Annotated in this window: 23 protein-coding genes and 1 pseudogene; 12 read left to right on the top strand and 12 right to left on the bottom strand. The window is 67.1% G+C overall.

Features of this window, described 5'->3' with window-relative positions:
• Positions 1 to 53: 53 nt before the first annotated feature.
• Positions 54 to 1,823, top strand: a pseudogene (locus tag QOH60_RS03285) (DEDD exonuclease domain-containing protein); the annotation flags it as partial.
• On the opposite strand, the gene trpD reads toward QOH60_RS03285, so the two are convergent.
• Positions 1,752 to 2,807, bottom strand: coding sequence for an anthranilate phosphoribosyltransferase (gene trpD, locus QOH60_RS03280; RefSeq protein ID WP_526417040.1), 1,056 nt, complete (start codon positions 2,805 to 2,807; stop codon positions 1,752 to 1,754). The pseudogene QOH60_RS03285 and the gene trpD overlap by 72 nt on opposite strands.
• An 85-nt stretch (positions 2,808 to 2,892) precedes the next feature.
• Between trpD and ctaE the strand changes: the two genes are divergently transcribed.
• From ctaE to qcrB, 4 genes are read left to right on the top strand one after another with little or no spacing between them, the layout of a single operon-like run.
• On the top strand, positions 2,893 to 3,504 hold the full coding sequence (gene ctaE, locus QOH60_RS03275; RefSeq protein ID WP_526417038.1) for an aa3-type cytochrome oxidase subunit III: 612 nt from the start codon (positions 2,893 to 2,895) through the stop codon (positions 3,502 to 3,504).
• On the top strand, positions 3,501 to 4,343 hold the full coding sequence (gene qcrC, locus QOH60_RS03270; RefSeq protein WP_526417036.1) for a cytochrome bc1 complex diheme cytochrome c subunit: 843 nt from the start codon (positions 3,501 to 3,503) through the stop codon (positions 4,341 to 4,343). Before ctaE ends, qcrC begins: the two co-directional genes overlap by 4 nt.
• Positions 4,340 to 5,515 carry a cytochrome bc1 complex Rieske iron-sulfur subunit gene (gene qcrA, locus QOH60_RS03265; protein WP_526417034.1) on the top strand — a complete coding sequence of 392 codons (1,176 nt, stop codon included), beginning with the start codon at positions 4,340 to 4,342 and terminating at the stop codon, positions 5,513 to 5,515. Before qcrC ends, qcrA begins: the two co-directional genes overlap by 4 nt.
• Positions 5,512 to 7,191, top strand: coding sequence for a cytochrome bc1 complex cytochrome b subunit (gene qcrB / locus QOH60_RS03260; RefSeq protein WP_526417032.1), 1,680 nt, complete (start codon positions 5,512 to 5,514; stop codon positions 7,189 to 7,191). The genes qcrA and qcrB overlap by 4 nt, the downstream gene beginning before the upstream one ends.
• Here qcrB and QOH60_RS03255 read toward each other — a convergent pair.
• From QOH60_RS03255 to ctaC, 4 genes are all read right to left on the bottom strand, one after another.
• A complete protein-coding gene (locus QOH60_RS03255) occupies positions 7,188 to 7,835 on the bottom strand; it encodes a DUF2561 family protein (protein WP_526417030.1) in 648 nt (215 codons plus the stop codon). The two genes, qcrB and QOH60_RS03255, sit on opposite strands and share 4 nt — an antisense overlap.
• Positions 7,835 to 8,740, bottom strand: a complete 906-nt coding sequence (locus QOH60_RS03250; RefSeq protein WP_526417028.1) for an MmpS family transport accessory protein — start codon at positions 8,738 to 8,740, stop codon at positions 7,835 to 7,837. Before QOH60_RS03250 ends, QOH60_RS03255 begins: the two co-directional genes overlap by 1 nt.
• Before the next feature lie 147 nt (positions 8,741 to 8,887).
• Positions 8,888 to 9,307 (bottom strand): aa3-type cytochrome oxidase subunit IV, encoded by a 420-nt coding sequence (gene ctaF, locus QOH60_RS03245; protein ID WP_526417026.1) that lies wholly within the window; start codon positions 9,305 to 9,307, stop codon positions 8,888 to 8,890.
• Between the two features lie 11 nt (positions 9,308 to 9,318).
• On the bottom strand, positions 9,319 to 10,386 hold the full coding sequence (gene ctaC, locus QOH60_RS03240; RefSeq protein ID WP_526417095.1) for an aa3-type cytochrome oxidase subunit II: 1,068 nt from the start codon (positions 10,384 to 10,386) through the stop codon (positions 9,319 to 9,321).
• A 45-nt stretch (positions 10,387 to 10,431) separates the two neighbouring features.
• On the opposite strand from ctaC, the gene asnB reads away from it, so the two are divergent.
• Positions 10,432 to 12,363, top strand: a complete 1,932-nt coding sequence (asnB, locus tag QOH60_RS03235) for an asparagine synthase (glutamine-hydrolyzing) (protein WP_526417024.1) — start codon at positions 10,432 to 10,434, stop codon at positions 12,361 to 12,363.
• Between the two features lie 38 nt (positions 12,364 to 12,401).
• Here asnB and QOH60_RS03230 read toward each other — a convergent pair whose 3' ends face one another.
• Positions 12,402 to 13,376 (bottom strand): carbohydrate kinase family protein, encoded by a 975-nt coding sequence (locus QOH60_RS03230; RefSeq protein WP_526417022.1) that lies wholly within the window; start codon positions 13,374 to 13,376, stop codon positions 12,402 to 12,404.
• Between the two features lie 93 nt (positions 13,377 to 13,469).
• Here QOH60_RS03230 and QOH60_RS03225 point away from each other — a divergent pair, with 93 nt between their 5' ends.
• A complete protein-coding gene (locus QOH60_RS03225) occupies positions 13,470 to 14,081 on the top strand; it encodes an Rv0361 family membrane protein (protein WP_526417020.1) in 612 nt (203 codons plus the stop codon).
• A gap of 3 nt (positions 14,082 to 14,084) precedes the next feature.
• Here QOH60_RS03225 and QOH60_RS03220 read toward each other — a convergent pair whose 3' ends face one another.
• Together QOH60_RS03220 and QOH60_RS03215 are read right to left on the bottom strand one after the other, a co-directional pair.
• Positions 14,085 to 14,447: a HesB/IscA family protein gene (locus QOH60_RS03220; RefSeq protein WP_526417018.1), complete on the bottom strand. Its 363-nt coding sequence runs from the start codon at positions 14,445 to 14,447 to the stop codon at positions 14,085 to 14,087.
• 56 nt (positions 14,448 to 14,503) lie between these two features.
• A complete protein-coding gene (locus tag QOH60_RS03215; protein WP_526417016.1) occupies positions 14,504 to 15,565 on the bottom strand; it encodes a glycerate kinase in 1,062 nt (353 codons plus the stop codon).
• A 35-nt stretch (positions 15,566 to 15,600) separates the two neighbouring features.
• Between QOH60_RS03215 and QOH60_RS03210 the strand changes: the two genes are divergently transcribed.
• The 4 genes from QOH60_RS03210 to QOH60_RS03195 are packed head-to-tail and all read left to right on the top strand — an operon-like array spanning position 15,601 to position 18,600.
• Positions 15,601 to 16,275: a DUF3043 domain-containing protein gene (locus QOH60_RS03210; protein WP_526417014.1), complete on the top strand. Its 675-nt coding sequence runs from the start codon at positions 15,601 to 15,603 to the stop codon at positions 16,273 to 16,275.
• Positions 16,276 to 16,279: 4 nt separating this feature from the next.
• Positions 16,280 to 16,822, top strand: coding sequence for a bifunctional adenosylcobinamide kinase/adenosylcobinamide-phosphate guanylyltransferase (locus tag QOH60_RS03205; protein ID WP_526417012.1), 543 nt, complete (start codon positions 16,280 to 16,282; stop codon positions 16,820 to 16,822).
• Positions 16,809 to 17,861 carry a nicotinate-nucleotide--dimethylbenzimidazole phosphoribosyltransferase gene (gene cobT / locus QOH60_RS03200; RefSeq protein ID WP_526417010.1) on the top strand — a complete coding sequence of 351 codons (1,053 nt, stop codon included), beginning with the start codon at positions 16,809 to 16,811 and terminating at the stop codon, positions 17,859 to 17,861. Before QOH60_RS03205 ends, cobT begins: the two co-directional genes overlap by 14 nt.
• A gap of 1 nt (position 17,862) precedes the next feature.
• Positions 17,863 to 18,600: an adenosylcobinamide-GDP ribazoletransferase gene (locus QOH60_RS03195; RefSeq protein ID WP_526417008.1), complete on the top strand. Its 738-nt coding sequence runs from the start codon at positions 17,863 to 17,865 to the stop codon at positions 18,598 to 18,600.
• On the opposite strand, the gene QOH60_RS03190 is transcribed toward QOH60_RS03195, so the two are convergent.
• Together QOH60_RS03190 and gcvT are read right to left on the bottom strand one after the other, a co-directional pair.
• A complete protein-coding gene (locus QOH60_RS03190) occupies positions 18,597 to 19,703 on the bottom strand; it encodes a branched-chain amino acid aminotransferase (protein ID WP_526417006.1) in 1,107 nt (368 codons plus the stop codon). The genes QOH60_RS03195 and QOH60_RS03190 overlap by 4 nt on opposite strands.
• A 23-nt stretch (positions 19,704 to 19,726) precedes the next feature.
• Positions 19,727 to 20,821, bottom strand: coding sequence for a glycine cleavage system aminomethyltransferase GcvT (gcvT, locus tag QOH60_RS03185; protein ID WP_526417004.1), 1,095 nt, complete (start codon positions 20,819 to 20,821; stop codon positions 19,727 to 19,729).
• A 28-nt stretch (positions 20,822 to 20,849) separates the two neighbouring features.
• Here gcvT and QOH60_RS03180 point away from each other — a divergent pair, with 28 nt between their 5' ends.
• Positions 20,850 to 22,376 carry a leucyl aminopeptidase gene (locus QOH60_RS03180; RefSeq protein WP_526417002.1) on the top strand — a complete coding sequence of 509 codons (1,527 nt, stop codon included), beginning with the start codon at positions 20,850 to 20,852 and terminating at the stop codon, positions 22,374 to 22,376.
• Between the two features lie 6 nt (positions 22,377 to 22,382).
• On the opposite strand, the gene QOH60_RS03175 is transcribed toward QOH60_RS03180, so the two are convergent.
• Positions 22,383 to 24,164: an SDR family oxidoreductase gene (locus tag QOH60_RS03175; protein WP_526417000.1), complete on the bottom strand. Its 1,782-nt coding sequence runs from the start codon at positions 24,162 to 24,164 to the stop codon at positions 22,383 to 22,385.
• Positions 24,161 to 24,502, bottom strand: a complete 342-nt coding sequence (locus tag QOH60_RS03170) for an oxidoreductase (protein ID WP_526416998.1) — start codon at positions 24,500 to 24,502, stop codon at positions 24,161 to 24,163. The genes QOH60_RS03175 and QOH60_RS03170 overlap by 4 nt, the downstream gene beginning before the upstream one ends.
• Positions 24,503 to 24,520 lie beyond the last annotated feature (18 nt).

Below are 24,520 nucleotides of genomic sequence, written 5' to 3'. Positions count from 1 at the left end.
GCACCCACCGACAAGAGAGCAACGTTGTCGGTGCTGGTGCCTACGGTCAGGCCATGCAGCAGCTCAGCTTCGCTGACGTCGACCCTTCGGCGGCAGTGACGCTACGGGCTACGACGTTCGTCGTGGTCGACCTCGAGACCACTGGCGGCAGGCACACCTCCGCCACCGGCCGATGCGACGCGATCACCGAAATCGGGGCGGTCAAGGTGCGCGGCGGGGAGGTACTCGGCGAGTTCGCGACGCTGGTCGATCCGGGTCGCGACATCCCGCCTCAGATCGTCCAGCTCACGGGCATCACCTCGGCGATGGTGTGCGACGCGCCGAAGATCGAGGCGGTGCTGCCGATGTTCCTGGAGTTCGTGCGCGGCGCGGTGCTGGTCGCCCACAACGCCGGGTTCGACGTCGGATTCCTCCGGGCGGCGGCGAGGCGTTGCGACATCGTGTGGCCGCGGCCTGCCGTGCTGTGCACGGTGCGCCTGGCCCGCCGGGTGCTTTCGCGTGAGGAAGCACCCAGCGTGCGGCTGGCCTCGCTGGCGAAGTTGTTCGCCGTGTCCACCCAGCCCACCCACCGCGCGCTCGACGACGCCAGAGCCACCGTCGATGTACTGCACGCGCTGATCGAGCGGGTCGGCAACCAGGGCATCCACACCTACGCGGACTTGCGTGCATATCTGCCGAATGTGACTGCGGCGCAACGACGCAAGCGCGTGCTCGCCGAGGGGCTGCCCGAGCGGCCCGGTGTGTACCTCTTCCGCGGCCCAGCCTCGGAAGTGCTGTACGTCGGTACGGCCGTGAACCTGCGCCGGCGGGTCGGTCAGTACTTCACGGGCGGCGACACCCGCGCCAGGATCACCGAGATGGTGACCCTGGCCACCGCGGTCGATGTGGTGGAGTGCGCACACGCGCTGGAGGCTTCGGTCCGCGAGCTGCGGCTGCTGGCGGCCCACGCGCCGCCCTACAATCGCCGGTCGCGCTTCCCTCATCGCTGGTGGTGGGTGGTGCTGACCGAGGAACCCTTCCCCCGGTTCGCGGTGGTCCGCGCTCCGCGGCAAACCCGCGCGGTCGGGCCGTTCTCCTCCCGCGCCGACGCGGTCGATACCGCCGAATTGCTTGCCCGCTTCACCGGGGTCCGCACGTGCAGGGCGCGGATTGGCCGCAGCGCGACGCACGGCCCGGCATGTCCGGAACGGGAGGTGGCGCCGTGCCCGGCTGCTCGCGGCATCGCGGCCGCCGACTACGCCGGGTTCCCGCTGGCCGCCGCTGCGCTCATCGACGGCCACGACGACACCGCCTTGACCGAAATCGTGGCGAGAATCCAGGATCTCGCTACGCGCAAGCGCTACGAGACCGCGGCCAGGCTGCGTGACCACGCGGCGATGACGATGGAGGTGCTGTGGCGAGGACAGCGGCTGCGTGCGCTGGCCGACGTGAGCGAGCTCGTGGCCGCGGCTCCCGACGGCCAGGGCGGTTGGCACATCGGCGTGATCCGGCACGGTCAGCTGGCGGGTGCGGCCACGGCGCGCCGCGGCGTGCCGCCGATGCCTGTGGTCGACTTCGCGTGTGCGAGTGCGCAGACCGTCCTGCCACTGCCGATGCCGCTCGGCGGGGCACTGGTTGAGGAGACCGCGCTGATCGCCCGGTGGCTGGCCGAGCCCGGGGTGCGCATCGTGGCTGCCGAGCCGGGATATGCCACGCCCGCCTCTTCGGCCGGCCGATGGAGCGCGTGGGCGTCGGCGGCACGCTCGGCAAAGCTAGCCGCTTCCGACCTTCTGGGTGAACCGCGCCCAACGCGCGAGTTGTTGTTCGGCGGCGCCGGAGTCGATGGCGCCAGTGGCCTTCTCGAGCGCCGACTCCCACGCGGGCAGCCATTTGGCGTCGCTGGCTAGCCCGGCATGTGCCACCAACGCGCCGGCGGCATTGAGTACCACGGCATCTCGCACCGGCCCCGTTGCGCCGGCGAACACCGCGCGTGCCTCGGCGGCGTTGGCCCCGGCGTCACCGCCGATCAGCTCTGCCAGATCAGCTCGCTCGAAGCCGAACGCGGCGGGATCCAGTGTCAGCCGCTCGATGGTCCCGGCCTGTACGCGCCAGATCGTGCTCGTCGTCGTCGTGGTCAGTTCGTCGAGCCCGTCGTCGCCATGCACCACGAGCACGCTTGATCGGCGGGTCGCGAATACCCCGGCCATCACTTCGGCAAGTTCCGCCCACGCGCAGCCGATCAGCCCCGCCCGCGGGCCGGCTGGATTAGTCAGGGGGCCAAGCAGATTGAAGACCGTCGGGATGCCGATCTCCCGACGTACCGCCGATGCGTGCCGGTACGACGGGTGAAATTGCGGTGCGAAGGCGAAGCCGATACCCACTTCGGCGACGCTGCGGGCCACATCTTCTGGGCGCAGATCGATACGCACGCCGAGTGCCTCCAGCGTGTCCGCGCCGCCCGACAGCGATGAGGCCGCGCGGTTGCCGTGCTTGATCACCGGAACGCCGCAGGCGGCCACCACGATCGCGGCCATCGTGGACAGATTCACCGTGTTGGCGCCGTCGCCGCCGGTGCCCACCACGTCGACGGTGTCGTTGCCGATGACGTCAGTGGGCACCCGGCGGGCGTGTTTGAGCATCACGTCGGCCAGCTCGGTGACCTCAGCGGCAGCCGGGCGTTTCATGGTCATCGACACCGCGAAGCCCGAGATCTGGGCCGGGGTGGCTGAACCGGACATGATCTGATCCATCGCCCAGGCCGCCTGGCCCCTCGCGAGGTCGTGTCCGGTGGTCAGCCGACCGAGAATCTGCGACCAGGACAAATCCACGCCGCTGATGGTGCCATGCCGACTTTGTGACGAAATACTGCGCCCCCGCTGGATATCGACAACTACAAAGCGTCATACTTCTTCTGTGACGAGCGCCGTAGGGACCTCCGGAACCGCGATCACGTCGCGAGTGCATTCGCTCAACCGCCCGAACATGGTCAGCGTCGGCACCATCGTGTGGCTTTCCAGCGAGCTCATGTTCTTCGCCGGGCTTTTCGCGATGTACTTCACCGCCCGGGCACAGAATGGCAAACCCTGGCCGCCGCCTCCCACGGAGCTGAACCTGTACCAGGCGGTGCCGGTGACGCTGGTGCTGATCGCCTCGTCGTTCACCTGCCAGATGGGCGTGTTCGCCGCCGAGCGCGGTGACGTGTTCGGACTACGGCGCTGGTATCTGATCACGCTGGCAATGGGCACGTTCTTCGTCTTGGGCCAGGGCTATGAGTACATCCACCTGGTGCAGCACGGCACGACGATCCCGAGCAGCGCGTACGGCTCGGTGTTCTACCTCGCCACCGGCTTCCACGGACTGCACGTCATCGGCGGCCTGGTCGCGTTCGTGTACCTGCTCGCCCGAACCACGATGACCAAGTTCACTCCCGCGCAGGCGACCGCGGCGATCGTCGTGTCGTACTACTGGCACTTCGTCGACATCGTCTGGATCGCACTGTTCGCCACCATCTACTTCGTCCGGTGAGGGGAGTTCGGGAGTTGATCAAGAAGACCAGCAGCTCCGGCCGGTCCCGCCGCCGGTTGCGGCGTCGGGCGTCGGCGGCCCTGCTGCTGCTGATCGGCCTCGTCGTCGCCGGTGGCCTCGCTGCCACACTGACACCCAAGCCCCAGCTTGCCGTCGCCGACGAGCCGACGCTGTCTGACCAGGTCAAACAGGGCAGGCAGATCTACGAGACGTCGTGCATTTCCTGTCACGGCGCGAGCCTGCAGGGTGTCACCGACCGAGGCCCCGCGCTGGTCGGCGTCGGCGACGCAGCCGTCTACTTCCAGGTCTCCACTGGCCGGATGCCGGCGATGAGCCAAAGCGCCCAGGCGCCGCAGAAACCGCCGAACTTCGACGACAAACAAATCGACGCCCTGATGGCCTACGTCCAGGCCAACGGCGGCGGCCCCCAGGTGCCGCGGGTGGACGGCAGGATCGACCAGCAGTGGTTCGTCGGATCCGATGTGGCCCGCGGCGGCGACCTGTTCCGGCTCAACTGCGCCTCATGCCACAACTTCACCGGCAAAGGCGGCGCGCTGTCGTCCGGCAAGTACGCGCCGCCGCTCGTCGACGCGAACCCAGCGCAGGTCTACACCGCGATGCTGACCGGCCCGCAGAACATGCCGAAGTTCTCCGATCGCCAGCTCACCTCTGACGAGAAGCGGGACATCGTCGCATACGTGAAGATGGCCACCGACACCAAGGACCCGGGCGGCTACGGCCTCGGCGGCTTAGGGCCGACGTCTGAGGCGTGGGCGGCCTGGCTCATCGGCGTCGTCGGTGTGCTCGCCGTGGCCCTATGGGTTGGATCACGCTCATGACGACTGACGCTCCCAAGGTTCCCGACGACCGCGAGCTGGCAGAGATGTCGCGCGACGATCTGGTGAAGCTCGGCACGGGACTCGACGGTGTCGAGGTCATTTACTCCGAGCCTCGGTGGCCGGTGCCTGACACCCGCGCCGAGAAGCGCGCGGAGCGCGGTGTCGCGTTCTGGTTGCTGCTCGGAGGGTTCTCCGGGCTGGCATTGCTGATCATCTTCTTGTTCTGGCCCTGGGAATATCCCAAGGATGATCCGAACAACCTCTTCTACGTGCTGGCCACGCCGCTGTACGGGTTGACGTTCGGCCTGTCGATCCTGTGCATCGGCATCGGTGCCGTGCTGTACCAGAAGAAATTCATCCCCTACGAGATCGCGGTGCAGGACCGCCACGACGGACAGTCGTCTGACGTGGACCGCAAGACCATCGTCGCCCAGCTGTCCGACACCATGGACAAGTCCACCATCGGCAGGCGCCGGCTGATCAAGATGTCGCTGGGCGTGGGGCTGGGCGCGTTCGGGCTAGGCACACTGGTCGCGTTCGCCGGCGGCCTGATCAAGAACCCGTGGCGCAAGCTCCAGTTCTCTCCGTACGAGGACCCGAGGGCTGAGCTGTTGCTGACCGGGTGGACGCCCCGCTGGAAGGGCGAGACCATCTACCTGGCCCGCTCCGTCGGCAAGGTCGGCGACCGGCCGGCCGTGCTGCTCAAGATCAGGCCCGAGGACATCGATGCGGGCGGCATGGAGACGGTGTTCCCGTGGCGCGAGTCGGACGGCGACGGCACCACGATCGAGTCGCACGAAAAGATCAGCCAGATCCTGATGGGCGTGCGCAACCCGGTCATGTTGATCCGCATCAAGCCCAACGACATGAGCAAAGTGGTGAAACGTCAAGGGCAGGAAAGCTTCAACTACGGCGATCTGTTCGCGTTCACCAAGGTCTGCTCGCACTTGGGCTGCCCCGCATCGCTGTACGAGCAGCAGACCTACAAGATCCTGTGCCCGTGCCACCAGTCTCAGTTCGACTTGATCCATTTCGCGAGGCCGATCTTCGGGCCGGCCGCAAGGGCGTTGGCACAGCTGCCGATTACAGTTGACGCCGAAGGGTATCTGGTTGCCAACGGCGACTTCATCGAACCCGTCGGGCCGGCATTCTGGGAACGGAAGACGACATGAGTCCCAACCTGAAACCCCCTCCGCTCAGCCAGATCGCGGCCGACCAGGCCGATGCGATGGATCAGCGTTACCACCTCGCATCGGGGATGAAGCGCCAGATCAACAAGGTATTCCCCAGCCACTGGTCGTTCCTGCTGGGCGAGATCGCGCTGTATTCCTTCATCATCCTACTGATCACCGGTGTCTACCTCACGCTGTTCTTCGACCCGTCGATGCAGGAAGTCGTGTATCACGGTGTCTACCAACCACTCAACGGCCTGGAGATGTCGCGGGCGTACGAGACCGCGCTGAACATCAGCTTCGAGGTACGCGGCGGGTTGTTCGTCCGTCAGATCCATCACTGGGCCGCGCTGTTGTTCTCCGCGTCGATCATGGTGCACCTGGCGCGCATCTTCTTCACCGGCGCATTCCGCAAGCCCCGCGAAACCAACTGGGTGATCGGCTCGCTGCTGCTGATCCTCTCGATGTTCGAGGGCTATTTCGGCTATTCGCTGCCCGACGACCTACTCTCCGGCATCGGCCTGCGCGCGGCGCTGTCCTCAATCACATTGGGAATGCCGGTGATCGGCACCTGGCTGCATTGGGCTCTGTTCGACGGTGACTTCCCCGGCCAGGTCCTGATCCCGCGCCTGTACATGCTTCACATCCTGCTGATCCCGGCAATCATCTTGGCGCTCATCGGCGTTCACCTCGCGCTGGTGTGGTATCAGAAACACACCCAGTTCCCCGGGCCGGGCCGCACCGAATCGAATGTCGTTGGCGTGCGGATCCTTCCGGTGTTCGCGGTGAAATCGGGTGCGTTCTTCGCGATGACGGTGGGCATCCTGGGGTTGATGGGCGGGCTCCTGCAGATCAACCCGATCTGGCAACTCGGTCCGTACAAGCCGTATCAGGTGTCGGCGGGCAGCCAACCCGACTTCTACATGATGTGGACCGAGGGGCTGGCCCGTATCTTCCCCGCCTGGGAGCTCTACCCGTTCGGACACACGGTTCCCTCGCCCGTCTGGGTGGCGCTGATCATGGGCCTGGTGTTCATCCTGCTGCCGATCTACCCCTTCGTCGAAGCAAGGCTGACCAAAGATAAGGCGCACCACAACCTTTTGCAGCGGCCGCGAGATGTGCCGGTGCGCACCGGTATTGGGGCGATGGCGATCGCGTTCTACTCGGTGCTGACGTTGAGTGCGATGAACGACATCATCGCGCTGAAGTTCCACATCTCGCTGAACGCGACCACCTGGATCGGCCGCATCGGCATGCTGGTGCTTCCCCCGATCGTGTACTTCATCGCCTACCGGTGGGCAATTGCGTTGCAGCGCAGCGACCGCGAGGTGCTCGAGCACGGCGTCGAAACGGGCATCATCAAGCGACTGCCGCAAGGCGCTTACATCGAGCTGCACCAGCCGCTCGGACCCATCGACGAGCACGGCCACGCGATCCCGTTGGAGTACCAGGGTGCCGCGGTACCGAAGCGCATAAACAAGCTCGGTCTCGGCGGCGCGCCAGGCTCGGGCAGCTTCCTGCGCGCCGATCCGCCGGCCGAGCAGCAGGCGCTCACCGAGGCCGAACACGCTTCCGAACAGCGTGCGCTCACCGCCCTGCGTGAACGGCAGAACAGCAACGGAGACGGCTCACCCAACGGATCGGGGAACGGCTCCTCGCCCAACGGGCACCATTAGCCGAATGCGCCGCCATCAAGCCGACGCAGATGCCACCACGGGATGGCAGGCATTGCCGCGGTGATGAGCCCGGCGACCACCAGCGCGGCCCACGCCATCCCGTCGGAGTGATCGGCCATCAGGTACACCGCAATCGCGACGGCCAGCGTGGCCAGGCCGATCGCCGTGGCCATCGTCGTGATGAAGCGCAGCCACACCCGGTCGACGAACTCGGTGGACGGCCCACCGAGAAACCGGGACCGCTCATCGGTGAGTCGTTCAGTGAGCCGGTCGCGCTGGGTTGAGTCGGTCACGGTGCCGAACACGCGCAGCTTCTCCGTCGCAGGCTCCGGCGCGATACGGCCCCTCGGCGCGGGCGGCTCCGCGCGCGGCGCGGCGGCCGGCTCCCGGGTCGGCGGCTCCTGCTGAGAGACACGGCGGGCCCGCAGCAACAGCGGAATCGACGCCAGGATGACAACGGCGGAGATCCCGATCACCACATACAGCACCCAGGGCGTGTTCGCGTTCGGTTCGGGCTGGCTGGCCTGGCCAGAGCCGAGCCCGACGAGTGCCACGGTGGCTGCGACGCTGACGCCGATGACGGCGAGCCACACCGCGGCGCACAGTCCCAGCAGCGCACGGTCGACGTTTTCGGGTTTGTCCATCAGCAGTTCGTCTCTGGCGAATTGTCCTGTTGTTGGGAGAGCACCGTGCCGTCGCTCGCAGTGATCGAGCAGTTCAGCCTGCTGGCCCGGAACAGGCTCGAGGCCTTCACCGAGCCGACATCCGACGTAGCGATCGGGGTCAGCGTGAACGACCACGGGATGTACACATTGCGCTGAGTGCGCGCGCGTCCGGACGCGTCGGTGAACGTGATCGAGATGATGTCTCCTGGAGCCTTGGTGCCCGTGATCGTGTAGGTCACCTGACGGGGCGCGGCAGGCGGCGGCGGGGTGGAAGCCGACGACGGCGGCGCAGGCGAGGATGGCGGCGCCGGGGCCGGCGCGGGTGGCGGGGGCGCCTCGCTGGGTGAGGGCGGCGGCGAAGGCGGCGGCTCCGGGGTGACGGTGACGGTCTCGGTCGACGGTGGGGGCGGGGGCGGGGGCGGCGGGGTCGAGGGCGGGGTGCTCTCGTCCTGCACCGGCGAGGTCGAAGTGGTTGGCTTTGTCGTCGTCGACGTGCTCGGCGGTGCGGACACGTTCGACGTGCGCGTCACGACCAGTGATACCGACGTCACGAGTGCGACCGCGGCGAGAATGGCGACGACGCCGACCACCCACGGCCACCTCGGCGTCGCGCGGCGGCCGTCGTAATCGCCGTCAGCCTCATACGCGTCGTAGTCGTACAACGCGTCGGCCGGGACATAGGGACCACTGCGAATCTGCTCCGATTCCGGCGCGGAATACGCCTGGACGTCCTGGGTGGGATGGTCAAGAGGCTCGTCGAGGGACACCTCGATCTGCTCCGAGACGGGATTGCTGCCGGGCTCGTCATCAGGCTGCTCGGAGATGCTTTCGCTGCCTGGTTCGTCCCCGAGTGACTCCGGCCCAGGGGGATTTGGCCCGCTCATCTCTGCGTGTCCTTCTCAACTGCTGCCTTACAGGGTGTACGCGCCACGCGCCCTCGGCAACACTACCCAACGGCTCACGGCAATCGAGTCGAGCGACGGGCGGGATCCCCAACTAGGTGCTGGATTGTGACCTTTTCGTGGGCCTGACTAGTGCTTCTCGGGGCCGATGTAGTACTCGAAGACCAACCCTGCTGCACCACTGAGCACAAACACCGCACCAGCCACAATCAGCCACGGCAACCACAGCGCGACCCCGACGGCCGTGACTGATGCGGCCAGAGCGATCATCACCGGCCACCAGCTGTGCGGCGCGTAGAAACCGAGCTCCCCCGCGCCGTCGGCGATCTCGGCGTCTTCGTAGTCCTCCGGCCTGGTGTCCAGCCGGCGCGCGACGAATCGGAAGAATGTTCCGATGATCAACGTGAGCCCGGTGGTCATCACCATCGCGGTGGTTCCGGCCCACTCGATGCCGCCGAGAGAGAAGTAGGCGGTCAGGAAGGCGTACACAACCGTCGCCAGAGCAAAGAAAGCGGTCAGGATCTCGAACAGCCGGGCTTCGATATGCATGGTCTGCCTTACTACTGCGGGATACCGGATTGTTCGCCGCGGCGCGTCTCGAACGGTTTGGTGGTGACGGCCGTGGCGGGCAGGCCGACGTGGCGCATCGCATCAGCATTCGTCGCGTTCGGGTTCGCAAGCCGGTAGTCGATGTACTCCCTGAACTGCCCCTCCGGCACCACCCGCACCTCGAAATTCATCATCGAGTGATACGTGCCGCACAGTTCCGCGCACCGACCGACGAACGCGTCCTCCTTCTCGATCTCGGTGACCTGGAACACATTGTCGGAATGGTTGGCCTGCGGGTCGGGCATTACGTCGCGCTTGAACAGGAAGTCGATCACCCAGAACGCGTGAACGACGTCGGCGGAGGCCAGCTGGAATTCGATCCGCTTGTGCGACGGCAACACCAGGACGGGGATCTCGTCGCTGGTGCCCACCGTCTCGATCTTGTCGAAGTTGAGGTAGCTGCGATCCTCGGGGTTGCGGCGCTTGACCGCGCCGACGAGTTCCTCGCCGTGGGTGTCTTTGCCCTCGGGCTCGGACTCCTCGGCCTTCTTGCGATCCGGGTCGCGGAGGTCGTGCTGCCAGTTCTTGTCCGGGAAGTTCACACTCTGGTAGCCGAACTTCCAGTTCCACTGAAATGCAGTGACGTCGACGACGACCGCGGGGTCGCCCGTCTTGTTGGAGATCATCCGTTCCTGCACGACGATCGTGAAATAGAACAGCACCGCGATGATCAGGAATGGCGTGACCGTCAGCACCAGTTCGAGCGGCATGTTGTAGCCGAACTGGCGGGGCAGCTCGGTGTCGGTCTTCTTGTGCCGGTGAAAAGCCGCGGCCCAGAACATCAGCCCCCAGACGATCACGCCGACCACCAGCGCGGCGATGAGCGAGCCGATCCAGAGCTTGAGGTTGTCGTGGCCCTCCGGCGTAATGCCCTCCGGCCAGCCCAGCCGCAGTGCCTCCTGCGGGGTGCAACCGCTGAGCGCGAACGCCGCGGCACCAAGCGTGCCGGTCACACCGAGCAGCCGCAGCCGTCTCACGTCGGCGCCTCCTGTGGTCGGGCGAACTAGGAGCTGTCGAATACTACAGAGCGTAGACCACCTCTGGCGTGCGGCATACTTGGCCCGATGTGCGGACTGCTGGCCCTGATGCGAGACCCCTCGTCAGCAGTCACCGCCGAGGTGGTCGAGGCGGTCTCGAACTCGTCGCATGTGATGCGGCACAGGGGACCTGACGAGCCGGGCACGTGGTCTGATCCCGATGTCGTGTTCGGTTTCAACCGTCTGTCGATCATCGATATCGAGCACTCTCATCAACCGCTGCGGTGGGGTCCAGCGGACACGCCCGACCGCTACGTGCTGGTGTTCAACGGCGAGATCTACAACTACCTGGAGCTGCGCGAGCAGCTCGCGGCCGAGCACGGTGCCGAGTTCACCACCGACGGCGACGGCGAGGCCATCGTCGCTGCCTACCACTACTGGGGTGTCGCCGCACTTGCGCGACTGCGCGGGATGTTCGCCTTCGCGTTGTGGGACACCGAACGACGCGAACTGTTCTGTGCCCGCGACCCGTTCGGCATCAAGCCGCTGTTCCTGGCCAGTGGGCCCGGCGGAACCGCGGTGGCAAGCGAGAAGAAGTGCCTGCTGGATTTGGCCGGGATTCTCGGGATCGACCTCGCGATCGACGAACGTGCCGTCCAGCACTACACGGTGCTGCAGTACGTGCCGGAGCCGGAAACACTGCACCGCGGCATTCGGCGGCTGGAGTCCGGCTGCGCCGCGGTGATCCGGCCGGGCCGGCCGCCCGAGATCACCCGGTATTTCTTCCCGCGCTTTGCCGCCACACCGTTCGCCGGTGGAGCCGAGAAGGCCCGCTACGACGAAATCACCGCGGTGCTCGAGGATTCGGTGGCCAAACACATGCGCGCCGACGTCACGGTAGGCGCGTTCCTGTCCGGCGGCATCGACTCGACCGCGATCGCGGCGTTGGCGATCCGGCACAATCCTCGCTTGATCACGTTCACGACGGGCTTTGAGCGGGAGGGCTTTTCAGAGGTCGATGTGGCCGTCGCATCGGCGGAGGCGATCGGTGCCCGGCACATCGCCAAGGTGGTCAGTCCGGCCGAGTTCGTCGAGGCGCTGCCCCAGATCGTGTGGTATCTCGACGAGCCCGTAGCCGACCCTGCGCTGGTGCCGCTGTACTTCATCGCCCGCGAGGCGCGCAAGCACGTCAAGGTCGTGCTGTCCGGCGAAGGCGCCGACGAGCTGTTCGGCGGCTACACCATCTATCGAGAGCCGTTGTCGCTGAAGCCTTTCAACTATCTGCCCGGCAAGCTGCGCCGCTCGATGCGGAAGGTGTCTGCTCCCCTGCCTGACGGCATGCGGGGAAAGAGCCTGCTGAACCGCGGGTCACAAACGCTCGAGGAGCGCTACTACGGCAATGCGCGCAGTTTCACCGACCCGCAGCTGAGGGCGGTGCTGAAGAACTTCCGCCCGGAGTGGACGCACACCGACGTCACCGCACCGCTCTACGAGCAGTCGCGAGAATGGGATTCGGTGGCGCGTATGCAGCACGTCGACCTGTTCACGTGGCTGCGCGGCGACATTCTCGTGAAGGCCGACAAGATGACGATGGCCAACTCGCTGGAGTTGCGGGTGCCGTTCCTGGACCCCGAGGTGTTCGCGGTGGCCTCGCGCCTGCCCGTCGAGCAGAAGATCACCCGAACCACCACCAAGTACGCGCTGCGCCGGGCGCTCGAGCCGATCGTGCCCGCACACGTGCTGAACCGGCCGAAACTTGGCTTCCCCGTACCGATCCGGCACTGGCTGCGCGCCGGCGAGCTGCTGGACTGGGCGCACACCATGCTGGCGACCTCCCAGGCGGGCGATCTGGTCGACATCGCTGCCGTCCGTCGCATGCTCGACGAACACCTGGCCGGGGACAGCGATCACAGTCGCCGGCTATGGACGGTCCTCATCTTCATGTTGTGGCACGCGATCTTCGTCGAGGGAAGCATCGTGCCCCAGATCAGCGAACCGGCGTACCCGGTCCACCTGTAACACTTGAATCTAGGACGCGGCTCCGCAGGCTCCGCGCCTCAGCCCAGCGCAGAGCCGATCTCATCGGCGGCCTCGGGCCCAAACGCACCGGCGAGGCGGGACATGGCGGCGTCGCGGTCCCACGTCCACTGTTGGGTTCCATTGGTTTCCAGCACCAGCACCGCGACCAGCGAACCGAGCTGCGCCGAACGCTCCAGGCTCAGATCGGCGCTGCGCCCGGTGAGGAAGCCCGCGCGGAACGCGTCGCCCACGCCTGTGGGGTCGACCTTGCCCGTCTCGGGCACCACGCCTACGTGAAGTGACGCCCCATCCGCGCTTATTATGTCAACGCCCTTGGCGCCCAACGTCGTAACCCGCAGGCCTACCTGGCTGAGCACGTCGTCCTCGGTCCAACCCGACTTCTTCAGCAGCAAGTCCCACTCGTAATCGTTCGTGAAGAGGTAAGTGGCACCGTCGATCAGGGCCCGGATCTCGTCGCCGGACAGCCGGGCCAGCTGCTGCGACGGATCGGCGGCAAAGGCCAGCCCCAGCTTCCGGCATTCCTCGGTATGCAGGAACATCGTCTCAGGATCGTTGGCGCCGATGATCACCAATTCAGGTGTGCCGACCGACGATACGATGTTCTCCAGCGAGATGTTGCGGGCCTCCGACATCGCGCCTGGATAGAACGACGCGATCTGAGCCATCTCCTCGTCGGTGGTGCAGACGAATCTCGCGGTGTGCGCGGTTGTCGAGATCAGCACGTGATCACAGTTCACGCGATGGGATTGCAGCCACTTTCGGTAGTCGGCGAAATCCGTTCCGGCGGCCCCCACGAGCACTGCATCTCCGCCGAGCGCACCGATCGCGTATGCGATGTTCCCCGCGACCCCGCCCCGGTGCACCACAAGGTCATCGACAAGAAAGCTCAGCGAGACCTTCTGCAGGTGTTCGGCGAGCAGCTGCTCGGAGAACTTTCCAGGGAAACGCATCAAATGATCGGTCGCAATGGAACCGGTCACCGCAATCGTCACGCGCTCACCCTCCGTCTCTCCCCGTCGCTTCGCTCGCCCCGGGCCCCAATGCCCCCGTCGCCTCGCTCGCCCGGGACCAGTAGCCTGCCTACCATGGCCGGTCCGCAGTACACCGACGCGGCGCTTAGCCAGCCAAACTACAGCCAGCCCGGCCCAAGCTACCCGTCTCCACCGAGATCTGCCGAATTGCAGCCCGCGCTGCCGTACCCCAGCCAGCACCGATGGCGGATGATCGCAATCATCGCGCTGGTGGTCGCGGTGCTGGGAGCAACGACCGCAGCGGTCGTCTACGCCGTGGCCAACTCTTCGGACAGCAGCACGAGCAGCGGCCCGATCAGCGACGCGACGGCGAAGAGTGCGATTCAGAACTACCTCGATGCAATGCTCAAGGGCGACACCGAAACCGTGGCCCGCAACATGGCGTGCGGCATTTACGACGAGGTCAAAGACCAGCGGTCGGACAAGGCGCTTGCCCGTCTTGGCAGTGAGACGTTTCGCAAGCAGTTCACGAAGGTCGACGTGACGTCGATCGACAAAATTGTGTTTTTGTCACCGAATCAGGCTCAGGTGCTGTTCTCCGCGGAGTTCACAGGCATCAGCCGAAACTCGAAAGGCCGTGAGCAGCAAGCGGTTGTTCAATTGCTGCTGCAGGGCGACGACGTGCTTGTGTGTTCTTACCTACCGAAAGCGACCGGTCAGATTTGACGGTCAATTGAACGAGTCGCCGCACGCGCACGAACCAGACGCGTTCGGGTTGTCGATCGTGAAGCCCTGCTTTTCGATGGTGTCGGCGAAGTCGATGACGGCGCCCTGCATGTAGGGGGCGCTCATCCGGTCCACGGTCAGCGCCACCCCGCCGAATTCGCCGGTCAGGTCGCCGTCCATCGAACGGTCGTCGAAGTAGAGCTTGTACTTCAGGCCGGCGCAGCCGCCCGGCTCGACCTCGATGCGCAAGAACAGGTCGTCGCGACCTTCCTGGTCGAGCAGCGCCTTGGCCTTTGCGGCCGCAGCGTCGGTCAAGAGCACGCCGTGGGTGGCGGTAGCGGTGGCCGACTCGTCCTGAACAGTCATTACGTCTCCTAGAGGAATTTCTCGCGTTCAGTATCCAACGGTACCTTGTCGGCGCCCTATTCCTGTACGCGAAGGGCCGCACGACGCGCCAGGCCGACCAGCTGATTGGCAGCGTCATCAATGGCCCGCTGGACCGACCCGGCATAATCGGCCAGCGCGAACGCCTCGGTGATGCCGGCCGCCCGCAGTGTCGCGTCGTCGAGGGCGACCTGTCCCGCCAGTACCAGCACCGGGGTTCCCCGCCGGGCAGCCCCCGACGCCAACGCGCTGATCACCTTGCCGTGCAGTGACTGGTCGTCGAACCGGCCCTCCCCGGTGATCACCATGTCGGCCACCGCCAGGTCGTCGGCGAGGCGGGTGTGAGAGGCAATGATTGCGGCGCCGGACTCACGACCACCGCCGAGCGCGAGCAGCGCAGCGCCCAGCCCACCTGCCGCGCCCGCACCAGGAACGTCGCGGACAGGGTCACCCGCAACGCTGTCCAGCTCGTCGGCCCACTCTGCGAGACGCTTCTCCAGGACGGCGACGGTGTCCTCGTCGGCTCCCTTCTGCGGTCCGAACACCCGGGCAGCACCCATCGGGCCCAGTACCGGATGTTCGACGTCGGTGGCCGCGATCAACTCGACGCCGTCAAGTCGGCGGCGGGCAGCCGAGAGGCCGCCGAGCGCCTCGACCATGCCGCGTCCGCCGTCGGTGGTCGCGCTGCCGCCGAGGCCCACGACCACGCGCGTCGCGCCGGCGTCCAGGGCCGCGCCGATCAGCTGACCGACTCCGCCGGTGCGCGCCGCGAGCGCGGTCTGCACGGTCGGTGGCCCACCCAGCACCGCGAGGCCGCAAGCCTGCGCAGACTCGATGTACGCGGTCGGCTTGTCAGAACTGGGATCGAACACCCAGCTCGCGGAGACCGCGGTGTCCAACGGCCCGTCGACAATCGCCGTTCGGACCTCACCGAGCCTGCTGGCGAGCACGTCGACGAAGCCGGGGCCGCCGTCGGACTGCGGCGCCAGCGTCAGCGCGTCGCCCGGACGGCCCATGCCCCACCCGGTGGCGATCGCTTCGGCTGCGGCCACCGCAGACAGGGAGTCGCCGTAAGAATCAGGAGCGATGAGTACGCGCATAATGACCGCAATTTAAGCCGAAGTACCCTGGCGACGTGAGTTTGCTTGGCCGCAAGAGGGACGCAACACCCAGCGATGCGCCCGATCCGGACGCCGCGGAACCCGACGACGAGGCTGCCGCGCCCGTGAAGACCACAGCGCCCAAGGGACGGCCGACCCCCAAGCGTGACGCGGCCAGACGCCGGGCTCCTGTCTCACCGGCGCCGATGACCAACGCCGAGGCGCGGCGGCGGCGCAAAGAGGTCGCCGGACGCAAACTGACCAAGGCTGAGCGCAAAGAGAGCAAGGACGCGCAGCGGCAGCGCATCGCGGACCGTCGGCAGAGGATGATGGCGGGCGACGAGGCCTACCTGATGCCCCGCGACAAGGGCCCGGTGCGCCGGTACGTGCGCGACCTGGTGGACTCCCGGGGAAATCTCCTCGGCCTGTTCATGCCGCTGGCGCTCCTGCTCGTCGTCCTCTCTTACGCAGCGCAGGGTTGGCCGCAGATCGCCGCGAGCTCCTCGGTGGCCATGATGGCTCTGGTGGTGATCATGATCATCGATGCCATCTTCCTGGGCCGCAGGATCAACAAAGCGGTAGACGTGAAGTTCCCCCAGAACACCGAAACCGGTTTCAAACTAGGGTTTTACGCAGCTAGCCGGGCGACGCAGCTGCGCCGCATGCGTGCACCGCGGCCGCAGGTCAAGCGCGGCGACGACGTCGGCTGAGGCCGTGCGGACGTTGGTGCTCGGCGGGATCCGGTCGGGCAAGTCGCAATGGGCCGAACGCCTGGTCACCGACTCGGTTCACGCTGGCGATCCGGTGCGCTATGTGGCCACCGGACCCAGCGACGATACGGACGGCTCGTGGCCGGCGCGGGTCGCGGCGCATCGGCAGCGTCGCCCCGCTGGCTGGCTGACCGTCGAAACCGCTGACGTCGCAACGGTATTGCGCAAGGACGCGACGACCGCGACCCTCGTGGACGACGTGGGCGGTTGGCTTACCGCCATGCTCGACCGCCGCGACGCGTGGGTGACCGGATCGGTGTGCGCTGATACTGACGAATTGCTTTCTGCAATAAGCGATTTCGGTGCGCCGCTGGTGATGGTCAGCCCTGAGGTGGGTCTGGCTGTGGTGCCGGCCACCGCGTCCGGGCGGCGATTCACCGACGAACTCGGTGCACTCAACCAGCGCCTGGCCGGTGTCTGCGAACGCGTGGTGCTTGTCGTGGCGGGCCAGCCCGTCATGGTCAAGGAGACCGATGACGATCAGTGAGTTCGATCCCGTCACGGCTCCCGACCAGGATGCTGCGGATGCGGCTCGCGCACGGCAGAAGTCGCTCACCAAGCCGCCCGGCTCGCTCGGCCGGCTGGAAGACCTTTCGATATGGGTGTCGGCATGCCAGGGCATGTGCCCACCACGGCAATTCGAGCGCGCTCGTGTGGTGGTGTTCGCGGGTGACCATGGTGTGACGGCGGCCGGGGTCTCGGCGTACCCCGCCGAGGTCACCGCGCAGATGGTGGCGAACATCGAGGCCGGGGGCGCCGCGGTCAATGTGCTTGCCGGACTGGCGGGGGCGGGGGTGCGGGTCGTTGACATCGCGGTCGACTGCGACAAGCCGCTGACGCCGGCCATCGGTGCGCACAAGGTGCGTCGGGGCAGCCGCAATCTTGCCGTGGAGAACCCGCTCACCACCGATGAAGCGCGTGCCGCGGTACAGGCAGGCAGGCAGATCGCCGACGAAGAGGTCGACGCAGGCGCGGACCTGCTGATCGCAGGCGACATGGGCATCGGAAATACTACAGCGGCAACAACTTTGGTGGCGGCGATCACGGCGAGCGAGCCGGTCGCCATCGTCGGCCGAGGCACAGGGATCGACGACCAAGGCTGGATGCGCAAGACCAGTGCCGTGCGCAACGCCATGTACCGGGCGCGCGAACACGCGGGCGACCCGATCGGCCTGCTCGCCGCATGCGGTGGTGCCGACCTGGCGGCCATGGCCGGCTTTTTCGCGCAGGCGGCCGTCCGGCGCACACCAGTTCTGCTCGATGGCGTGGTCGTGACGGCGGCGGCGCTGGCCGCAGATCTGCTCGCGCCTGGCGCAAGGCAGTGGTGGCAGGCGGGTCACCGGTCGACCGAACCGGCTCACTCAACCGCGCTTGCGCACCTGCACCTGGTGCCCATCCTCGATCTGAAGATGCGGCTGGGCGAGGGCACGGGCGCGCTCACGGCGTTGCCGGTCGTCCGCGCCGCGGTGGCCACGCTCGCATCGATGGCGACCTTCGGCGAGGCTGCCGTCACCGATCGGTCCTGACGTGATCGGATCTGTTGCAAACGCTTTCGCGTTCGCCACCGTGATCCCGGCGAACGGGGGGAAGATCGGACGCGGGACGATGGCCGCGCTGCCGGTCGTCGGGCTCGCGGTCGGGGCGATCGCCGCCGCAGTGTTGTGGGCTGGGTCGTGGGCGTTCGGGCCGCACAGCGCGCTCGCCGGGGTGCTGGCGGTCGCGGCGCTGCTGGCGGCCACGCGCGGCCTGCACGTCGACGGGCTTGCCGATACCGCGGATGCGCTGGGCTGTTACGGACCCGCGGACCGGGCTCTGGTGGTGATGCGTGACGGGTCGACGGGCCCGTTCGGCGTGGCGGCGGTGGTGGTGGTGCTCGCGCTGCAGGCGCTGGCGTTCGCGCGGCTGCCCTCCGGGCCGGCGGGCTTCGCGGCTGTCGTGGTCGCGGTGGTGACGGGCCGGGTCGCGGCGGTCTGGGCATGCCGCCGCGCAGTGCCCGCCGCCGAGGGCAGCGTACTGGGTAGCCAGGTGGCCGGTACTCAACCGGTAATTGTCTGCGCGGCATGGACTTTGGCGGCAGCCGCCGCGTCGGTGCCCGTCGCGCCACGGCTCTGGCAGGGCCCAGCGGCCGTGCTGGTCGCGCTCGCGGCGTCCGCCGTGCTCGTGGCCCATTGCGTGCGCCGGTTCGGCGGCATCACCGGCGACGTGCTCGGCGCCGCGATCGAAACCACGACGGCGCTGACGGCCGTGGGTTTGGTTATTCGCTAGCCAAGGCGCGTCATCCAGCCGTGGGTGTCGACGAACGTGCCGCGCTGAATACCTGTCAGCGTGTCGCGCAGCGCCATCGTGACCTCACCCGGTTCGCCGTCGGCGATGGTGAATTCGCCGTCGGCGAATCTGACCAGCGACACGGGCGTGATCACTGCGGCGGTCCCGCACGCGAAGACCTCGGTAATCTCCCCCGCGGCCGCCTTCTTCTGCCACTCGTCGACGTCGATCTTGCGCTCCTCGACCGCGAACCCGGCGTCGGTGGCCAGCTGCAGAAGCGAATCGCGGGTGATCCCGGGCAACAGCGTGCCGGTCAGCTCGGGGGTGACCAGCCGGGCCGTCCCGCCGCTGCCGAACACGAAGAACAAGTTCATGCCGCCCATCTCTTCGACGAAGCGGCGTTCCAGGGCGTCGAGCCAGACCACCTGGTCACAGTCGTGCGCGGCCGCCTCGGCCTGCGCGAGCAGCGAGGCGGCGTAGTTCCCGCCGAACTTGGCCGCGCCGGTGCCACCGGGGGCCGCCCGCACGTATTCGGTGGACAGCCAGACGCTTACGGGCTTGATGCCGCGCGGGAAGTACGCGCCGGCCGGGGACGCGATCACGAAGTAGCGGTACTCCTTGGACGGCCGTACCCCGAGGCCGGGCTCGGTGGCGATGACGAACGGCCGCAGATACAGCGCATCCTCGCCACCGGCCGCAGGCACCCACTGCCCGTCGACCGCGATCAGTTGGCGCAGCGACTCGATGAACACCTCGTCGGGCAGCTCGGGGATTGCCAGCCGCCGGGCTGACGACCGCAGCCGCGCGGCGTTGGCATCCGGGCGGAACGACACGATCGAGTCGTCAGCCCAGCGGTAGGCCTTCAGCCCTTCGAAGATCTCCTGCGCATAGTGCAGCACGATCGCCGACGGGTCCAGCTCGACCGGACCGTAGGGAACCACCCTGGCGTCGTGCCAGCCTTGACCGTCGGTGTAGTCGATGCAGACCATGTGGTCGGTGTGGTGCTGCCCGAACGGCGGGTTCGTTACGAGTGCGGCACGCTGCTCATCGCTCGCCGGGCGCGGATTGCGCTGGACGGTGAACTCGAGAGGACCGCTTTCCATGCGAGCGATTGTACGACGCAGCGCTAGCGAGTTTTTGCCTCGACAAAGGGCAGGTCGACGACCTCGCACTCCAGTTTGCGGCCACGGACGTCGACGTCCACACGCTCGCCGGTTTCCACGCCGGTGGCCGTGTCGATCAACGCCAGGCCGATCCCGAGTTTCAGTGTGGGAGAATAGGTTCCCGACGTAGTGCGGCCAACCGCGGTGGCGCCGCTGAGCACCTCCAGACCTGGGCGCAGCACGCCGCGTCCGGTAGCTTTCAGCCCGCGCAACAGCCGCCGCGGCCCAGACTCACGCTCGGCCAGCAACGCGTCGCGGCCCCAGAACGCGTCTTTGCGCCAGCCAATCGCCCAGCCGCAGCGCGCCTGCAGCGGTGAAATGTCAAGCGAAAGATCGTTGCCGTGCAGCGGATATCCCATCTCGGTGCGCAACGTGTCGCGCGCACCGAGGCCCGCGAGCTCACCGCCCAGGTCGCGGACCGCTTCGGCCAGCGGATCGAATACCACCGCGGCGCTATCCCATGGCGGCAGCAGCTCATACCCGTGCTCACCGGTATATCCGGACCGGCAGACCCGCACCGGCACGCCGTCGAAAGTCGCGTCCGCATATCCCATGTAGTCCATGCCGGTGGGCAGGCTCAGCCGCGTGAGCACCTCGGTTGAACGAGGCCCTTGCACGGCGAGTACCGCGAACGAGCGGTGGAGATCGGAAACTGAAATATCTTGTGGTGCAGCATCTTTCAGTGCAGCCACCACCGCAGCGGTGTTTGCGGCGTTAGGCACCAGAAAGAGCTCCTCGTCGGAGACGTAGTAGACGATCAGATCGTCGACCACTCCCCCGGATTCATTGCAGCACAGTGTGTATTGCGCTTTACCCGGCGCGATCCGGCGAAGGTCGTTGGTGAGCGCCGAATTGACGAACTCCGCGGCATGCGGCCCGCGGACCGACGCTTTGCCGAGGTGGCTGACGTCGAAAAGGCCGACGGTCGTGCGCGTCGCGATGTGCTCGGCGACCGTACCGGCATACGAGACGGGCATCAGCCAGCCGCCGAACTCAGCGAAGGACGCGCCCAGCTCGCGATGGCGCTCTTCAAGGGGCCCGTGCTGGATGTCGGTCACCGCCGCAACCCTAATAGGCTGGGCGGTTGTGAACGCCACCGCAGTCGGCTACCAGCCCCCCTCCGTGACCGTCAGCTCGTCGTTGCCCCGGCGCGGAGCCTCCGACGCGGTGTTGATCGTCCCGGTCGCCAGCGCCGATGACCGCGCAACGGTGGTGGCCGCGGACCGATACCTCGACAGCGATGACGTCGCGGCGATCGAGAGCACGCTTGGCGCCCTCGGCGCAACCGGAGCAGCCGAGCAGCTGCATCGATTCGTTGTGTCCTCGCTGCCGGTTGGCAGCGTGCTGACCGTCGGGCTGGGCCCCGAGCGCGATCAGTGGGCGCCAGAGAAGATCCGTCGCGCCGCCGGCGTCGCAGCCCGTTCGCTGGACAAAGTCGAGGCCGTGATCACCACGCTGTCTGCGTTGGACCTCGCCGCCGCGGTGGAGGGCTTGATCCTCGGCGCCTACAGGTTCAAGGAGTTCCGCAGCGCGAAGACCGCCCCGAAGGAGGAGGTGCGCCTCAGCGACATCACGGTGCTCGCCCCCGACACCAAGGCACCGACGAAGGCCGCGGCAGCGCGCGCCAGTGCGGTCGCAGCCGCTGTCGCCACCGCCCGCAACTTGATCAACACCCCGCCCAGCCACCTCTTTCCCGCAGAATTCGCCTCTCGCGCACAAGCTTTGGCTGAGGCGGCCGGACTCGAGGTCGAGATTCTCGACGAGAAGGCACTGGCCAAGAAGGGATACGGCGGGGTGATGGGTGTGGGCAAGGGGTCCTCGCGGCCCCCGCGGCTTGTCCGACTCACCTACCGTGGCGCCCCAAAACGTAAGGGCGCCAAGACCGTCGCGCTCATCGGGAAGGGCATCACATTCGACACCGGCGGCATCTCGATCAAGCCCGCGCAGAACATGCACTACATGACGTCCGACATGGGCGGCGCAGCGGCGGTGATCGCGACCACGGTGCTGGCCGCGCAGCTCAAGCTGCCGCTCGATGTCATCGCGACGGTGCCGATGGCCGAGAACATGCCGTCGTCCACCGCCCAGCGGCCCGGCGACGTGCTGACCCAGTACGGCGGCACGACTGTCGAGGTGCTCAACACCGACGCCGAGGGCAGGCTCATCCTTGCCGACGCGATCGCCCGTGCGTGCGAGGACGATCCGGACTATCTCATCGAGACATCCACGCTCACCGGCGCGCAGACGGTCGCGCTCGGCGCCCGCACGCCGGGGGTGATGGGCAGCGACGAGTTCCGCGACCGGGTGGCCGGCATCAGCCAGCACACGGGCGAGAATGCCTGGCCGATGCCGTTGCCCGAGGAGCTCAAGGACGACCTGAAGTCGACGGTCGCCGACCTCGCCAACGTCAGTGGTTCGCGCTTCGCCGGAATGCTGGTCGCCGGAACGTTTCTGCAGGAGTTCGTGGCCGAAGGCGTGCAGTGGGCCCACATCGACGTCGCGGGGCCTGCGTACAACACCGGCGGCCCATGGGGCTACACGGGCAAGGGCGGAACGGGTGTGCCGACCCGCACGATGATCGCAGTGCTGGAAGATATCGCCGAGAACGGTTGACGGGCGCTAGATCACCTGTCCACGGGCGGTGCTGCGCAGCGCTTGCGGCGCCAGCCGCGAGGCGCCGTATAGCAGGTAGGCCTCAGGCGTCACCGGACGCATCGCCTTGTTCTTGCGCACCGCCGAGACGATCGCCTTCGCCGCCTTCTCCGGGCCGTATCGCCGGGCGGCGAAGACTTTGTCCCATTGCTTGCGGCGACCACCGGCGCGCGCGGCCTGCCCCGGCGGGGCGTCGAACCGGGCCGTGTTCACGATGTTCGTGTGCACCGGCCCCGGGCAGATAGTCGTCAAACCTACTCCGGCAGAAGATAACTCGGCCCGCAGACAGTCGGAGAACATGTACACCGCCGCTTTGCTGGTGCAGTAGGCATTGAGCGACTGAAGCGGCGCGAACGCGGCCGCGGACGCGACGTTGACGATGTGCCCGCCGGTGCCACGCGCAACGAGCCGGGCCCCAAAGGCCCGGCAGCAGTTCACGACACCACCGAGATTGATGTCGAGCACTCGATCCCACTGTTCGGCTGGCGTGTTGAGGAACCGGCCGGCCTGCCCGACGCCGGCGTTGTTGACAACGATGTCCGGGATTCCGTGTTCGCCGCACACCTCGTCGGCGAACGCCTCGACGGCGTCGGCGTCGGACACGTCGAGTGTGTACGCGTGCGCGACGCCACCCGAGGCGGCGATCTCGGCGGCAGTGGCCCGAACGCTGTCTTCGTCGATGTCGCTGACGACGACTTCGGCTCCCAGCCGGGCGAACTCCTGCGCCGTGGCCCTGCCGATACCGCTGCCCGCACCCGTCACCGACACCAGCGTGTCGCCGAACGGCTCTCTGCGCCCGCCGACCTGAGCGCGCCGCATCGCGCGGCTTGGCGGCCTCCCCTCGACCACGTCGACCATCTCGGCGACGGAGGCCGCCAGCACCTGCGGGTGCGAGAACGGCGACCAGTGGCCTGCCTCGATGTCGCGGCGCCACAGTCGCGACACCCACCGGGGCAGGTAATCGAAGAAGCCAGGGCGAACGAAGCGATCCTTGGTGTTGACGATCACCTGGACCGGGATGTCTATCCGCACGTCTCTGCGAACCTTGCCCGAGAAGGAGCGAAAGTAATTGGCGCGGTAGATCTTCAGCGTGTTAGCGGCTTCGCGGGCGAGGTCGTCGGAGTGGTGGATCTGCTCAGCAGGGATGCCGTCGGCGAGCGAGAGCACGCGCCCGATCCGGCCGGGGCTCGCGATCGCGCGGACGACACCGGGCGTCAACAGGGGCACGGAGAACGCGGCCATGTAGCTCAGCCGCACCACCTGGTCGAGCGCCGTCAAAAACGGCCTCAACCGGTACGGGCGTTTGAGGCTGTCGAATATCCAGCCGACGAGCAGGTCCTGTGAGGGACCCGACACCGACGTGAACGACGCGACGCGGCTGCCCGCCTCCGGTCGCGAAAGGTATTCCCACACCGCCACCGATCCCCAGTCGTGGGCGATCACGTGCACCGGCCCCTCCGGGCTGATCGCGTCGATCACCGCAGCGAAATCGTCGGCCAGGCGGGCCATCGTGTAGTCGGTGTAGGCCTTCGGCGACGACGAGGCGCCGACACCGCGGTTGTCGTAGGTGACGACACGAAAGCGATCGGCCAGCAGCGGCACCACGCCGTCCCACAATCTGTGCGAATCAGGCCAGCCGTGCACCATCACCACCGCGGGCCCGTCGGGATTGCCCTGCGGGTGCACGGCGATCCTCACATCACCGCTGAGGATGTATCCCTGCGCGCGCTCCACCGGCAGTGCTGTCATGTGTCGCGATCGTAGCCAGCCCGTCTTTGCGCACGGCGGCGGGCGTCGTAGTCACGCATCCGCTGTGGATAGCCGACCCGTTGTACGTCGTACATCGGAATACCGAGCTGCTCCCCCAGCCGGCGGGCGCCGGCCTCCCCGCCGGCCCGGCGTCGCGTCCACTCGCCGTCGCTGGCAACCAGGACGACGGTCACTTCCGTCACGCTGGTCCGGGGCTCGACATAGGCCTCCACGCCGGCGTGCGTATGTGCCCACTCGCTCAGGTAGCGGTGATCTGCCGCCGAGTCGGTTTGCGGCCCGCCGCCGCGGCGTCCACGAAATCTGTCGAACAATCCCACCGAAGCTTCTCCTCATCG

The sequence above is a fragment of the Mycobacterium sp. genome (genome assembly GCF_032159765.1).
Classification (GTDB): domain Bacteria; phylum Actinomycetota; class Actinomycetes; order Mycobacteriales; family Mycobacteriaceae; genus Mycobacterium.
The sequence above is the reverse complement of the archived record's forward strand: the minus strand, read 5'-3'. Positions and strand labels throughout refer to the sequence as shown.

Coding starts and splice junctions, on each gene's coding strand:
- qcrA (WP_526417034.1), top strand. CDS start 4,340: ATGACGACTGACGCTCCCAAGGTTCCCGACGACCGCGAGCTGGCAGAG.
- qcrB (WP_526417032.1), top strand. CDS start 5,512: ATGAGTCCCAACCTGAAACCCCCTCCGCTCAGCCAGATCGCGGCCGAC.
- QOH60_RS03255 (WP_526417030.1), bottom strand. CDS start 7,835: ATGGACAAACCCGAAAACGTCGACCGTGCGCTGCTGGGACTGTGCGCC.
- QOH60_RS03250 (WP_526417028.1), bottom strand. CDS start 8,740: ATGAGCGGGCCAAATCCCCCTGGGCCGGAGTCACTCGGGGACGAACCA.
- ctaF (WP_526417026.1), bottom strand. CDS start 9,307: ATGCATATCGAAGCCCGGCTGTTCGAGATCCTGACCGCTTTCTTTGCT.
- asnB (WP_526417024.1), top strand. CDS start 10,432: ATGTGCGGACTGCTGGCCCTGATGCGAGACCCCTCGTCAGCAGTCACC.
- QOH60_RS03225 (WP_526417020.1), top strand. CDS start 13,470: ATGGCCGGTCCGCAGTACACCGACGCGGCGCTTAGCCAGCCAAACTAC.
- QOH60_RS03220 (WP_526417018.1), bottom strand. CDS start 14,447: ATGACTGTTCAGGACGAGTCGGCCACCGCTACCGCCACCCACGGCGTG.
- QOH60_RS03215 (WP_526417016.1), bottom strand. CDS start 15,565: ATGCGCGTACTCATCGCTCCTGATTCTTACGGCGACTCCCTGTCTGCG.
- cobT (WP_526417010.1), top strand. CDS start 16,809: ATGACGATCAGTGAGTTCGATCCCGTCACGGCTCCCGACCAGGATGCT.
- QOH60_RS03190 (WP_526417006.1), bottom strand. CDS start 19,703: ATGGAAAGCGGTCCTCTCGAGTTCACCGTCCAGCGCAATCCGCGCCCG.
- QOH60_RS03175 (WP_526417000.1), bottom strand. CDS start 24,164: ATGACAGCACTGCCGGTGGAGCGCGCGCAGGGATACATCCTCAGCGGT.